12 protein-coding genes are annotated in these 13,963 nt (G+C 66.4%); 4 read left to right on the forward strand and 8 right to left on the reverse strand.

Annotation, left to right across the window (positions count from 1 at the left end):
• On the reverse strand, positions 1 to 1,461 hold a 1,461-nt coding region (locus ELR45_RS06480), incomplete at its 3' end, for a glutamate synthase subunit beta (RefSeq protein ID WP_240759226.1).
• A gap of 123 nt (positions 1,462 to 1,584) precedes the next feature.
• On the opposite strand from ELR45_RS06480, the gene ELR45_RS06485 reads away from it, so the two are divergent.
• Positions 1,585 to 2,031, forward strand: coding sequence for a peroxiredoxin (locus ELR45_RS06485; protein WP_129664450.1), 447 nt, complete (start codon positions 1,585 to 1,587; stop codon positions 2,029 to 2,031).
• Positions 2,032 to 2,056: 25 nt separating this feature from the next.
• On the opposite strand, the gene ELR45_RS06490 is transcribed toward ELR45_RS06485, so the two are convergent.
• Positions 2,057 to 3,538, reverse strand: a complete 1,482-nt coding sequence (locus ELR45_RS06490) for an MFS transporter (protein ID WP_205856141.1) — start codon at positions 3,536 to 3,538, stop codon at positions 2,057 to 2,059.
• A 225-nt stretch (positions 3,539 to 3,763) separates the two neighbouring features.
• On the opposite strand from ELR45_RS06490, the gene ELR45_RS06495 reads away from it, so the two are divergent.
• The gene (locus ELR45_RS06495) at positions 3,764 to 4,468 is read left to right on the forward strand and encodes a class I SAM-dependent methyltransferase (protein ID WP_129664454.1); all 705 of its coding nucleotides are present in this window, start codon (positions 3,764 to 3,766) and stop codon (positions 4,466 to 4,468) included.
• On the opposite strand, the gene ELR45_RS06500 is transcribed toward ELR45_RS06495, so the two are convergent.
• Positions 4,465 to 5,220, reverse strand: a complete 756-nt coding sequence (locus ELR45_RS06500; RefSeq protein WP_165367537.1) for a D-Ala-D-Ala carboxypeptidase family metallohydrolase — start codon at positions 5,218 to 5,220, stop codon at positions 4,465 to 4,467. The genes ELR45_RS06495 and ELR45_RS06500 overlap by 4 nt on opposite strands.
• A 396-nt stretch (positions 5,221 to 5,616) precedes the next feature.
• Positions 5,617 to 6,594: an LppM family (lipo)protein gene (locus ELR45_RS06505; RefSeq protein WP_129664456.1), complete on the reverse strand. Its 978-nt coding sequence runs from the start codon at positions 6,592 to 6,594 to the stop codon at positions 5,617 to 5,619.
• 327 nt (positions 6,595 to 6,921) lie between these two features.
• Between ELR45_RS06505 and ELR45_RS06510 the strand changes: the two genes are divergently transcribed.
• On the forward strand, positions 6,922 to 9,324 hold the full coding sequence (locus tag ELR45_RS06510; protein ID WP_129664458.1) for a phosphoketolase family protein: 2,403 nt from the start codon (positions 6,922 to 6,924) through the stop codon (positions 9,322 to 9,324).
• 77 nt (positions 9,325 to 9,401) lie between these two features.
• On the forward strand, positions 9,402 to 10,325 hold the full coding sequence (locus ELR45_RS06515) for an AEC family transporter (RefSeq protein ID WP_129664460.1): 924 nt from the start codon (positions 9,402 to 9,404) through the stop codon (positions 10,323 to 10,325).
• A 47-nt stretch (positions 10,326 to 10,372) separates the two neighbouring features.
• Here the strand turns inward: ELR45_RS06515 and ELR45_RS06520 are convergent, their stop codons facing one another.
• The 4 genes from ELR45_RS06520 to ELR45_RS06535 form a co-directional block, all read right to left on the reverse strand.
• Entirely contained in the window at positions 10,373 to 11,101 is a 729-nt protein-coding gene (locus ELR45_RS06520) for a YceI family protein (protein WP_129664462.1), read from the reverse strand.
• A 168-nt stretch (positions 11,102 to 11,269) separates the two neighbouring features.
• Positions 11,270 to 11,884, reverse strand: coding sequence for a hypothetical protein (locus ELR45_RS06525; RefSeq protein ID WP_129664464.1), 615 nt, complete (start codon positions 11,882 to 11,884; stop codon positions 11,270 to 11,272).
• A gap of 402 nt (positions 11,885 to 12,286) precedes the next feature.
• Positions 12,287 to 12,913, reverse strand: coding sequence for a superoxide dismutase (locus tag ELR45_RS06530; protein WP_129664466.1), 627 nt, complete (start codon positions 12,911 to 12,913; stop codon positions 12,287 to 12,289).
• Positions 12,914 to 13,017: 104 nt separating this feature from the next.
• Positions 13,018 to 13,656 (reverse strand): acVLRF1 family peptidyl-tRNA hydrolase, encoded by a 639-nt coding sequence (locus ELR45_RS06535; protein ID WP_205856142.1) that lies wholly within the window; start codon positions 13,654 to 13,656, stop codon positions 13,018 to 13,020.
• Positions 13,657 to 13,963: the final 307 nt, after the last annotated feature.

Raw genomic sequence — 13,963 nt, forward strand, 5'->3', positions numbered from 1 at the left:
ACGGTCGACCGCCGCCGCTGTCGCCCGGCCCTCCGCGATCGCCCAGACGATCAAGGATTGGCCCCGGCCTGCGTCGCCGGTGACGAACACCCCGTCCGGCCCGGCACCGTAGTCCGCATCGCGGCTGAAGCCGCCACGACCATCGAGCTCCAACCCGAGCTGCTCGACCAGGCCACTATCCCGTTCGGGTCCGGAGAATCCCAGCGCGAGCAGCACCAGGTCGGCCGGGATCACCCGCTCGGTTCCCGGCTGCGGGCGCCGTTCAGCGGGTTCGACCCCGACCAGATGCACCGCGCGGACGTGACCGTGCTCGTCTCCCTCGAAGCGCATCGTCGACGCCGAGAACACTCGTACGTCGCCATCCGGCGCTGGCAGGGGGACCTGCGACGTTTCCCAGTCCTCACCGCGCAGACGGGCCACCTCCCGCGCCTCCTCGTGGGCCGGCGAGACGCGGTAGATTCTCGGGTAGGTCGGCCAGGGCTCATGTGGTGGTCGATCCTCGCCGGGCAGTGGGTTGATATCGAGCTGGACGACGGACGCCGCACCCTGCCGCAGCACCGTGCCCAGGCAGTCCGCGCCGGTGTCGCCGCCTCCGATGATCACCACGCGCTTACCCGCGGCGTCGATCGGCGACGGACCGGCGATCTCACCCTCGCAGACGCGGTTGGCCAACGGCAGATACACCATCGCCTGATGGATGCCGGAGAGCTCCCGGCCGGGTACCAGCAGCTCACGCCACGCGGTGGCTCCCACGGCGACCACGACGGCGTCGTACGCCCTTCTCAGCTGGCCGGCGTCGACGTCCTGTCCGATGGCGACGCCGGTGCGGAAACGGGTGCCCTCGGTGCGCATCTGCTCGATGCGCCGGTCGATGTGGTGCTTCTCCATCTTGAACTCGGGGATCCCGTACCGCAGCAACCCGCCGAGGCGGCCGTCACGCTCGAAGACCGTCACCGTGTGCCCGGCCCGGGTGAGCTGCTGAGCACAGGCGAGACCGGCCGGACCGGAACCGATGACGGCGACGGTCTTGTCCGACATCCGCTCCGGGACCACCGGAGCGACGTGGCCGCGCTGCCACGCCTGGTCGGCGATAGAAGCCTCGACGTTCTTGATGGTCACCGCCGGCTGGTCGATGGCCAGCACGCACGCCGGCTCGCACGGTGCAGGACACAGCTTCCCGGTGAACTCGGGGAAGTTGTTGGTCGCATGCAGGCGTTCGCTCGCCGCTTCCCAGTCGTCCCGGTAGACGAGATCGTTCCATTCCGGGATCAGGTTCCCGAGCGGGCAGCCACTGTGGCAGAACGGAACGGCGCAGTCCATGCAGCGGCCCGCTTGCGCGTGGATGATCGGCAGCAGGCTCTGCCCGTCGTAGACCTCATTCCAGTCCTGGATGCGCTCCGTGACAGGTCGCCGGGAGCACTCTTGGCGAGGTGTGGTGAGAAAGCCCTTGGGGTCGGCCATAGCGGGACTCCTGCGCAAAGGCGGCCTGACCGCGCTGGTCAACGTACCCTGCCAGATTACGTCGGAGCGCGCCTGCCGGCACAGCCGATGGAGCATCCCCGCCGGGTCGGGCAGGATGGGAGCATGGAGCGTGGTGACAAGGTCGAAGACTTCGAGCTGCCAGACCGGGACGGAACGCCGCGACGGCTGAGCACGCTGCTGGCTGACGGTCCCGTGGTGCTGTTCTTCTACCCGGCGGCGATGACCAAGGGTTGCACGGCGGAGGTATGCCATTTCCGCGACCTGAGCTCGGAGTTCCGGGCGCTCGGCGCCCAACCGGTCGGGGTCAGCGCCGACCTGGTTGACCGGCAACAGCAGTTCGCGACTGCTAACGATGTGCCGTTCCCACTGCTCAGTGACCCGGACCGGAAGGTAGCCGCTCAGTTCGGTGTGCGACGCCGGCTGGGGCCCATCCCGGTGAAACGGCATACGTTCGTCATCGGCGCCGACGCGCGCGTCATCGACGTCGTCCGCAGTGAGTTCAATATGGAGGCACACGCCGACCGTGCGCTCGAGGTTCTCCGCGGATGACCTGCCGGGGCCGGTTGCTCCCTGGTCAGGGTCTCGGGACGGCACGCCCAGCGACGCCGATACCTAGCGCGGCGATCAGGCCGGCCAGGGTGAAGCCGGACAGGTATGGCCAGGTGCCCGAGTACGAGAGCAGGGCGGCGAACGCGGTGCCAGCGAGGGCGAGCATAAGCGCGCTGAAGAGCGAGTCCGCGACCTGCATGGATGACGTGTTCCGGCCCTGATGCCCGGAAGTGGACAGATCCAGGACGAGTACGGAGAGCGTCGGGTAGACCAGTCCCATCCCGAGGCCGGCCATCGACCACGTCGCGATGCCCACGGGTACCGGAACGACGGCGATCACGAGCAGGGTGGTGCCGGCAATGCCGGCCGTGAGCAGCGCCATGCCGAGGCGTAGCCGTATCCGCCGATCGGGCAGGACTCCCCGGCCCTGCAGCCACGAGCCGAATGACCAGGTGACCGCTCCGACGGTCAGAATCAGTCCGGCCAGTGCCGGCGAGAGACCGCGCTCCCTGACGAGCAGGAGCGGGATAAAGACCTCGGCTCCCGTGAACGCCGCGGCGGCCATGCCGCGCAGCGCCACCACCGACGGGAGACCTGCCCAGGCGCGGAACGTGCCCTGGGGCAGCAGCCGGGGTGCGGCGGCGATGACGCCAAGGGCACCCGCGGTGAAGAGGGCGGCCGCGGTGAGGACGGATAACTGTCCGGCCATGTGCAGCAGGCTCGCAGCAGTTCCGGCGACGACGGCCCAGCCCAGACGCTGTGTGAGGACAGCGGAGTGCAACGGCGGCCCGGATGCGGCCCGGCTGCGGGTGAACAAGCCTCGTTCCGGCGATGAACCCCCGCCAGTGGCGTCTCCGCCGTCGGCGACGACGCTGCACGCGGCGGGATCGTCGTCGTGGGGTGGCTCGTCAGGCATGTCCTCGAGGGCGCGCAGACCGGGCCGGATCGCCAGTAGCGCGGGCGGGATCAGAACCGCGACGCTGAGGAAGACCCACCGCCAGCCGATGTGTTCGGCGATCAGCCCGCTGATGGTGGGACCGACGAGCGCGGGCAACACCCATGCGGCCGCGAACGCGCCGAACACCCGGGGCCGCAGGTCCCGTGGGTATACGCGCGCCACCAGCACGTAGAGGGCGACGATCATCATGCCCGTCCCGAGACCCTGCGTCCCTCTGCCGATGGCGACTACCCCCATCGACGGCGCGAGGCCTGCGATGAGGATCCCGGCTGCGAACAAGCCGGAACCGACGATGAGCGGCTGGGAGGGTCCGCGGGCATCGTTCCAGCCACCGGATAAGGTCATCCCGATCAGCGCCGTGGCCAGCGGTGCCCCGAATGCCAGTGCGTACAGGGTGACCCCGCCGATGGCTTCGGCCACCGCCGGCATGGCCGTGGTGACGGCGAGCGCCTGGTACGCCATCAGCGTGATCAGGGCCACGGACCCAATGGTGACCGGGGCATGTCGGCGATCGAGAATGCTGCCGGTGGTCTCTGCTGTCGGCGTCACGGAGTTGACGCTAAGGCCTGAACCGAAGTTGAGGTCAATTGGGCCTTAAGCGTGCCACCTCCCGCGCCGACTTCGGTGAAGCGGTACACGTTCGTCGAATTTGCCATGTCGGCAAAGTAGTTTGCATAAATGTCCATCATGGTTGCACCATCACCACGTACCGAGACATGGGCAAGGACTCGGGTATGGACGAGAAGGCAGACCTCGCGGACAGGGAGCCGACCGATGACGCATGGATCCGACCATGGGTTCGACAAGGAGTACTGGGAGCAGCACTGGCAACAGAACCGAAATGGCGGTCACGGGTCCATGGGCAGGAACCCGCCGAACCCGTACCTGGCCCGTGAGGTCAGCGACCTGGTGCCGGGCACGGCATTGGATGCGGGGTGCGGCGCGGGTGCCGAGGCGCTCTGGCTCGCCTCGCACGGCTGGCAGGTCACCGCAGCGGACATCTCGGCCGAAGCGTTGGCCCACGCCGCCGACCGCGCGGCGACGAGCGGAGTCTCCGAGCGCGTGCAGTGGGTCGAAGCGGACCTGAGCATCTGGGACCCGGGCACGCAGTTCGACCTGGTCACAACCCACTACGCCCACCCCGCGATGCCGCAGCTGGAGTTCTACAACCGCATCGCCGGTTGGGTGACCCCCGGTGGCACACTGCTGATCGTCGGGCATCTGCACACCCACAGCGCCATGGGCCGCGGTCATGCCCCCGGTGACGGCCACGGCCACCAGCCTCCCGCCGAGGCGTCAGCCACCGCGGAGACCATCACGGCGCGCCTGGACGACACCGAGTGGGAGATCGTCACAGCCGAAGAGCGACGCCGCACGCTCGCTGGCCGCGATGGCCGCGAAATCTCCCTTCACGACGTGGTCGTGCGCGCTACTCGGCATATGAGCCCGTCACCCGGCAATGGGCGCGCAGCGCCCTAGATGTCCCACCACCAGCTCTGTGCGCCGTAGGGGTACTCGATGCGGCTGTCCGGATGTGTATGCGTCGAGTAACGGATGATCCCGCTGAAGCCGCTGGTCTGGCAGTAGGAGATGACCTGTGACACCGACCGGTTGGCGATCGCGATGTCGGCGGCGATGCCGTACAGATGCTGGCTGTTCGACGTCCCGCCGACGCTGGCGTTGTGGCTGACACTCCGGAACCCCGAGTTGATGATGCACGGGTTGTTCCCGCCCTTGCGACGTACGGCCTCCAGCTTGTACATCAGGCGGCGTACGTTCTCCTTGACCGTTGAGGCACCGACTTTCCCGCCGCTGAACCCACTGCCGTCCTTGGAGTGAAACTCGCTGAATGCGAAGTGACGGGTCGAACCGTCGGAGGATTCCAGCCAGTTCAGTTGGGTGTGCATCTCCGCGCCGGCCACGCCGTTGACGGTGAGGCCGTAGGCGGACTGGAAACGGCGCACGGCGCTCTCGGTCGCTGGGCCGAACTGGCCGTCGACGGCGACGTAGGTCCGCGAAGCACTGTCCGCAGCCCAGCCCGCTACCCGGATCTGAAGTTCTCGAACGTCGTCACCGCTGTCTCCATTGCGCAGTGTCCGAGTCCAGTCGTAGGCGTGTGCTGCCGGAGCGGTGATCAAGGAGCCGGCGGCGACGGCCCCAACGACCGCCGCGGCACCTGAGATGACGCGACGTCGGCTGACGGTGTGGTTAGCGGCTGGTTCGAGTGTCACGGTATGCCTCCCGGGTGGCTGACGTATCGACGCTGGGAACGCCACGAGATCGCAATAGCATGACAGAAGCTAGACCAATTGTCGCTACTTTGTGTCGAAATCATGATGAATATCAGTCATGTTCTGCGCTAATCCGCTGGCAGGCGAACTTCGTCCGCGCAGGGTTGCGCTTCTATGTAGCTGTGGGGGATCGGCCCGACCTAGACCACTAGGGTGCTCGTGGACTCTCCACGGTCACGGATGTATGGCGGCAATGCGTTGAGTGACGCGTGGGTTGGCTGTGCGCCGCAACGGATCGCTACAACGACGACGGCGGGCCTGTACCTCTCGGTACAGACCCGCCGTGATGTTCCTGTTTCGCCGGTCACCATCCGCGTGCGACGGTCCCAAGCGTGGTCAGCGCTGGTCCTCCGGCGACTCTGGAGGTTGCGACTGTCCGGGAGCCGCGGGAGGAGCGCTCGGAGGTGCCGGCGGCGGCTGCTGGCTGGACGGCTCGGCCGGTGGGGGAGCAGGCGTTCCCTCCGGTGGTGCCACAGATGGCTGCGGTGGCGACTGCTGACCGGGCTGGCCGCCGGCCGGTGCGGTCTGCTGGTAATCCCCTGGCGGGGGCGGGTTCGCGGCACCGGGAGCCGGCGGGAACTGGCCTCCTGCCGCGGCGGCCGCCGGCTCGGCTCCGCCATTCTTGTTGCGAGACAGCGCCCAGAGCAGCACCACCAGTCCGGCGAGGACGACGCCGCCGATGACGAACCACAACCAGGCCGGGAACCCGCCGCCCGCTCCGCCGGAGTCCTTCGCCCGGGCCTCGAACTGCGTGTTGTCCCCGATCTGCGGTTGCCAGGAGACGGTCGTCCCGTCGAGATCGCCGTTGTGCTCGAGCACCTCGCCGGGGAACGTGATGGCGATCCGGAACTCGAAGTCGACGTTCTCCATCATCCCCGGAGGGACGTCCTCCATGTCACCGGCTTCGTCGGACATGTCCATCTGCCCGCTGACGACGAACTCCTCGCCTTCGCGGACGATGCTGAAATCGGGGTCGTTGAAGTCCTCCAGCGGCGCACCGTCGTATGTGATCTGCTGACCGGTGAACTCGCCGTCGTCGTACGACTCGACCTCGGCGTACTCCGGGATGCCGTCATCCTCGGACGGGCCCGCGATGAACTCGTCGAACCCATCGAGCATCTCGTCGACGTCTTCGCCCATCATCTCGGCCATATCAATGAAGTCCTGGCTGACCGCCATGATCATGGTGCCGGAGACTGTGTCCTCGCCATCATCGACATTGATCTCCATGTCGAGGTCTAGCTTCATGCAGGATGTGAGGGCCAGCGCCAGCCCGGCCACTCCTATCGCACGCAGCGCACGTGTTGTCTTCATGGGCGCACAGCCTGTCATAGCCGATGAGAATTCACCATTCGAGTCAAGGCTCGGCTGATCCCGATCCGACATCGCATACCACGAGGTCAACAACTCGGCATCGCTCGCCTGTTCTATACCCGCCGGGCGGGTTACAACTCGATACAGCCAAGCGGCGCCACCCCCGTGTACGGGCACCTCCGGGCGGGAACAGCGCAGCGGCGAAAGCTGCCGAAAACGGGGCGTACGGCCTGTATGAGATGGGACCATAGCGGGTAGCGAGGGAGCACTGGGGCACCGATGCTGATCACGGAACCCCATGAGCGACGGACGAAGGAGCCCCACGCGATGTTGAGAAAGACGACGTCCAAATCCAGGCAGCTCGACGACGATCTGGTGTCCCGCATCGACGCATGGTGGCGTGCGGCCAACTACCTCTCCGTCGGCCAGATCTATCTGCTGGACAATCCGCTGCTGCGCACCCCGCTCAGTCCGGAGCACATCAAACCGAGGCTGCTGGGCCACTGGGGCACCTGCCCGGGGTTGAACTTCCTGTACGCCCACCTCAACCGGACCATCGTCGAGCGTGACACCGACATGATCTACATCTGCGGCCCTGGTCACGGCGGCCCGGCCATGGTCGCTGCATCGTGGCTGGAAGGTACGTACAGCGAGGTGTACTCACACGTCGGGAAGGACGAAGACGGCCTGCGCACACTGTTCCGTCAGTTCTCCTTCCCGGGGGGCGTCCCGAGTCACGTCGCACCGGAGACCCCGGGCTCGATCCATGAGGGCGGCGAGCTCGGATATGCGCTGTCGCACGCCTACGGCGCAGCCTTCGACAATCCGGACCTTGTGGTGGCCGCCGTCGTCGGAGACGGCGAGGCGGAGACCGGCCCGCTGGCAACGTCGTGGCACAGCAACAAGTTCCTCAACCCGGCCACGGACGGCACGGTATTGCCGATCCTCCACCTCAACGGCTACAAGATCGCCAACCCTACAGTGCTGGCTAGGATTCCGCGGGAGGAGCTGGAGTCGCTGCTCGTCGGATACGGCCACAGGCCGTACTGGTTCGAGGCGGGATTCGACGACGAGAAACCGGACGAGGTTCATCGTCGCTTCGCCACGTTGCTCGACGACGTTTTCGACGATATCGCCACCATCCGGCACGAGGCTCGCGAGGACTCGTCGTCCACCCGTCCCGCGTGGCCGATGATCGTCTTCAAGACGCCCAAAGGTTGGACCGGACCGGCGCAGGTGGACGGCCTGCCGATCGAGAACACCTGGCGGTCGCATCAGGTCCCCATGGGCGACGTACGCGGCAACGATGAGCACACCGTGATGCTCGAGTCATGGATGCGCTCCTACCGGCCGGAGGAGTTGTTCGATGAGAACGGGGCGCTGCGCGAGGAGATCGCGCGGCTGAACCCGGTCGGCGATCGGCGGATGAGCGCCAACCGGCACGCCAACGGAGGGCTGATCAGCCGTGACCTCAAGCTGCCCGACTTCCGTGACTACGCCGTGGACGTGCCCTCACCCGGTGCGGTGAACGCCGAGGCGACCCGGGTCCTGGGCGGCTGGCTGGGTGACGTCGTCAAAGCCAACCCGGACAACTTCCGCATCTTCGGCCCGGACGAGACCGTCTCGAATCGATTGAAGGCCACCGTCGACGTCGGAGGCAAAGCGTGGGTCGCGGAGCGGTTGCCAAGCGACGAGCACCTCGAAATGGACGGCCGGGTCATGGAGATGCTGTCCGAACATCAGTGTCAAGGCTGGTTGGAGGGCTACGTGCTGACCGGCAGGCACGGCATCTTCAACAGCTATGAGGCGTTCATTCACATCGTCGACGCCATGTTCAACCAGCATGCCAAGTGGCTCAAAGTCACGAATGACATCCCGTGGCGTGCGCCGATCCCGTCGCTGAACTATCTGCTCTCTTCGCATGTGTGGCGGCAGGACCACAACGGCTTCTCGCATCAGGACCCCGGCTTCATCGACCACGTCATGAACAAGAAGGCCGACATCATCCGGGTGTACCTGCCGCCGGACTCCAACACGCTGCTGTCCACCTACGATCACTGCCTTCGTAGCCACGACTACGTCAACGTCGTCGTCGCCGGCAAGCAGGAACAGGCACAGTGGCTGAGCATGGAGGAGGCCATAGCTCATTGCACTCGCGGCGTCGGCATCTGGCAGTGGGCGAGCACCGACGGCGGCAACGTCGACCCGGACGTGGTGCTGGCGTGTGCCGGTGACGTACCGACCCTGGAGACCCTGGCGGCGGTGGAACTGCTCCTGAAGTATTTCCCCGATCTCAGGATCCGCGTGGTCAATGTGGTCGACCTGATGCGGCTTCAGGATTCCAAGGAGCACCCGCACGGACTACCGGACTCCGAGTTCGATGCGCTGTTCACTACGGATCGTCCGGTCGTCTTCGCCTACCACGGCTACCCGTGGCTGATCCATCGATTGACGTACCGCCGCATCAACCACGGCAACATCCACGTGCGGGGGTACAAGGAGGAAGGGACCACCACCACTCCCTTCGACATGGCCATGCTGAACGACCTGGACCGATACCACTTGGTGATCGACACGATCGACCGGGTGCCGCGGCTCGGCCGGCACGCGGCGGGGGTGCGGCAGGACATGGTCGACGCCCGCCTCCGAGCGCGGCAGCACACCCGTGAGCACGGCGAGGATCTCCCGGCCGTCCGGGACTGGTGCTGGCCGGGCCTGCCGACCGCGTAACCTTAGGCGCGAGGGCAACGGCGCCCGGAGGGCATGATCATCGGCTAGGACGGTCGACAGGTACAGGACAGCGCGCGTTGCAGGGTGTATTCGAGGGTTTCGGTGTCATCGCCGTCGTCATCGCGCTCGGGTATGCTCTCGGCCGCGCCCGCATCGTCGATCGAGAAGCGCAGATCGTGCTCTCGAGGGTGGTCTTCACCGTCGGGATCCCCACACTCCTCTTCGTGACGTTGTCGACCGCTGACCTCGGCACGATCTTCTCTTCCGCGATGGTGGCGATCAGCGGTGCGGTGTTCGTGGCGGCCGCCGGCTACGCCGTCGTCGCGAGATGGGTCTGGAGACGGTCCGTGGGGACCATCACGATCGGGACCCTGTCCAGCAGCTATGTGAACGCCGGCAACCTGGGCATCCCGATCGCGGTCTACGTGCTGGGTGACGGTTCATACGTCGCGCCGGTCATGCTGCTGCAGCTGGTGGTCATGGCGCCGATCGCGTTCGCGGTGCTGGATACGGCTTCATCCGGGCGTCGCCCGACGTGGCAGTCGGTTCTGTTGCGACCGATCGCCAATCCGGTGACCGCCTCGTCGTTGCTCGGCGTGCTCGTCGCCGGCACCGGTATGCACGTTCCGAGCATCGTCCAGCGGCCGGCGGACCTCGTCGCCGGGATGGCGATCCCCATCGCGTTGATCGTCTACGGCGCTTCGCTGCGTGGAGCCCCGCGGCCCGGCGCCGGAGGGTCAGCGCGGGACGTCCTGCTGATCACGGTGCTGAAGCTGGTCGTGCAGCCCGCGGTGGCGTACCTGGTCGGCCGGTTCCTGCTCGACCTTGACGACGCCTGGCTGTTGGCGGTGACCGTGACGGCCGCGCTGCCGACGGCGCAGAACATCTTCGTCTACTCGGTCCGTTACCAGACCGGCATGGCGCTCGCCCGTGATTCCATCTTCGTCACGACGCTGTTGTCCGGAGTCTCCATCCTCATCATCGCTGCGCTGCTCGCCTGAGGCTGCCGTGGATCCGCGGTGCGAACGTCCGCCGTTCGGCTGCGCCGTCATGGCGAGTCGTCGGCCTTGGTCAGGGTGAGGAGGAACTCCACCAGGCCCTCGTCCTCGACCCGGACGAAGGCCAGGTCCGGCGCGTCGATGTCGAAGTCGTCGAACGTGATCGGGATCGACCCCACCACCTCGACGGACTCGCCGGACAGCTGCATCTGTAGGTCGACCTCGACCTCACGGGTGACGTCCCGGATGGTCAGCTCGCCGCTGGCTGTCTGCTCGACCGGCCCCGTGGCGGTCGGAAGATCGTCGAGAGCGACCGGCTCGGTCAGCGTGAACGTCGATGTCGGGTACTCGTCGGTATTCAAGATGGACCCTTGGAACTGGCCGTCACGGCTGTCGCTGTCCGTGGTGACCGTGGTCATGTCGAGAACCACGTCCGCGGCCGTAGCAGCGCTGTCGGTGACGGTGACCTCGCCGGTCACGTCGCTGGTCCGCCCGACGACGGTGTTGTCCAGGCCGTTGAGGACCTCGTCGACCCGATACCCGGCCTCCGACTCGGAGGCGATGGTCCAGGTGCCGTCCAGTACCAGATCTTCTGCGGGTGCGGGGTTCCCGCCGTCGGTCTCGTCGTCGTCGCCGTCCGCGAGAGTGAACTCCTCGGGTGCGTCGTCAGTGATGACGTTCACATAGAGCCACGTGCCGCCGAGGACCAGCACCACAACGCCGGCCAGGCTGCCGAGCACGATGAGGAGCCTGCGCTTGGTATTCGAGGACGAGGGCATGAACACTCCAACCACTATCGTGCCGTACGACAGCCGTTCTGTCGGGTGGCTTCACATGTCTTACGACGAGCGGTGCCGAATGGATTCCGATGGCGGCCGGCTTCTGCGGATTCTCACCTGAAATTCAGGTCGCCCGAGCGTCCGCGAGTTCGGCGAAGGTACGGTCTGCTACCTCGCGAGGGTCCTCCGGCGCGCTCGGGCAATCCAGGACGTGACACCCATAGCGGTCATGACGGCGCCGAGTGACAGGGTCGCACCGGTGTAGATCCAGGTGGTGACCATCGGGCTGCTGTCGGTCTCCGGCAGTACTTCGTAGAGCTCCATGGTGAAGTCCATCGAGATCATGCCCGCCAGCCCGACGAGCGTCAGCAACGCCCCGGGAACCAGTGCCGTGGCGGGCGCCCAGTATGCGCAGATGACGACGCCTACGAGGACGGCGGCGCCAATGACGGTCTGCAGTACGCCGACGGCGTCGGTGCCTTCGCCGAAGAGCGCGATCGAGCGCTGGACGCTGGTGGCTCCAGCCATGAGGAACCCGACGGCGAACACGGTGGCAACTAGCCCCACGATGGCGCCCACCAGGTCGAGTAGGCTCGTCGGAGACCCCGTGTTGCGGCTGGGGTATCCGCCGGGCGGACCGTAGTTGACCTGGCCGTACGGTGTTCCGGCGGTGCCGTAGCCGGTGCTCGCGGGCATCCGAGCGCCCGGCCCGCCGTCGGCGCCCTGAGCACGCGGATCGGGTCGCTGGTACGGGTCGTGCGGCTGGTGCGGTGGCGTCGTCATGACTTCAAGACTGACGTGTTCACCATGTCAGCGCTAGTCGTAACAGGTTGTGGATGCCCGGGCGAGCGGTGCGGCCAGTGGCTATCATGACCGTGTCACAGGCGTGAGAGGAGCCACCCGGCGGCGACGGCAAGGTAGCCGACCGCCAGGGCGGCCAGCGTGACGATGGTGACTGTCTCACGCCGCTGGGGCGGGTGCCTGAACATCTCTCACCACCGGACGTCGAGTTCGGAAGGCCGAACTTTCTACTTCGTGACCCCATATTGACACAAAAGACCAGCGTGGCGCCATAGCGTCGGCCTACGTTCAACACGAACGGGCTCGGGCCTGGGTAGGTGAAGACCTACCCAGGCCCGAGCCCGTCAGGAACGTATCAGTGGCAGCAGGGCCGGCTTGTGCCCGTCACCGCGGCGTGATGAGTCCGCTCGTCTTGGACTTGGCGGACGTGAACCTCTCGGCGACGTCTCCCCAGTTCACGATGTTCCAGAACGCCGCGACGTAGTCCGGCTTGACGTTCTTGTACTGCAGGTAGAACGCGTGCTCCCACATGTCCAGCATGAGCAGCGGAACCGTGCCGACGGCGAGGTTGCCCTGGTGGTCGTAGAGCTGTTCGATGACAAGGCGCTGGCCGATGCTCTCCCAGGCCAGGATCGACCAGCCCGAGCCCTGGATGCCGAGGGCGGCGGCGGTGAAGTGGGCCCGGAAGCCGTCGAAGGATCCGAAGAACTCATCGACCGCGGCGCCCAGCTCGCCATCTGGCTTGTCGCCGCCCTCGGGCGACATGTTGTTCCAGAAGACGGTGTGGTTGACGTGCCCCGCCAGGTTGAACGCGAGGTTCTTCTGCAGCTGGTTGACTGTGTCCAGCTTGTTCGCCGCGCGGGCCTCTTCCATCTGCTCCAGCGCCGTGTTGGTGCCGTTCACGTAGGTCTGATGGTGCTTGGAGTGGTGCAACTCCATGATCTGGCCGGCGATGTGCGGCTCCAGAGCACCGTAGTCGTACGGGAGGTCGGGAAGGGAGTACGTAGCCATGCGTTGTGTCCTCTCGTCAGTGAGCGTGCCTACACCATGCTCATTGCCAAACTTACGCTTGGTTATTCCTTCACCGCGCACGTGGTCGCCGAATATGGAGAACGTCACGTGTCCGGTTCAGTGAGGGTGATCTGCACAGCGCGGAATGTCTCGGGAGTCTGGCGCAGCACGTTGAGCTTCGGGTCAGGCACAGTGAGATGTTGCGGCATGACGAGCTCTCGTAGCGGCGCCATCCGCGTGTCCGCCAGGACCTGAGAGACCGCACCGCGGTCGCCGCCGCCGATGACGGCGTCCAGTGTGCCGGCGTGTGGCAAGATCACGCGCGCCGCGACGTCGGCGGCCGCCTGGAAGGCCTCCCGGGCCTGCTTCTCCCGGCGCCTGGCGAAACGCTGCTGTGACTGCCCGCCCGCGGCAGTTCTGCCCTGGACGTGACGAGAACCCACTTTCGACGCGACAAGCTCGCGTCCGTCGAACACGCCGGAGGCGTACCCGCCCTTCCGTACGAGCAGAACGCCCACGCGACGGTCCCGGCGCGCGTGCGCAGGCAACCCGCCGAACGGCGCGTCGTCGTCGACGACGAGCGGCCCGAACGGCACCTCGCAGAGTGCCTCCGCGCCGTCGGCCGCCTGGACAGCGACGGTGTCAGGTCTCGCCTGATACTCGATCGGTCCGTGCCGATCGGCGAAGCCGGCCAGCCATCGTTCCAGCCGCTCCGGCTGTACAGTGATCCGTTTGGTCGGCACCCCCCGAGCATGCCCGATACGTTGAACGGGCGCGCCGCAGGGTGAATGGTCACCCTGCTCGACCATGTCATCGTCGGGCCGTGTCCGCCCGCGCGACGTGGCTTTCGGGAGATGCCTCGAACTCTTACAGTCCGATGCGGATCAGCTCAGAGGCGGGTGACCTTGGAATTCGGGAGGTTGATGGTTTGGGTCCCGGCGCCGAAATCGACGTAGACCCGGTTGTCCGTGCCCAGACCGACCACTCGGCCGAGGCCGTAGCGGTCATGCGTCAGGAGGTCATCGATAGCGAATTTCTCAACGGGCCCCT

It is taken from the genome of Phytoactinopolyspora endophytica (assembly GCF_004138495.1).
GTDB lineage: Bacteria > Actinomycetota > Actinomycetes > Jiangellales > Jiangellaceae > Phytoactinopolyspora > Phytoactinopolyspora endophytica.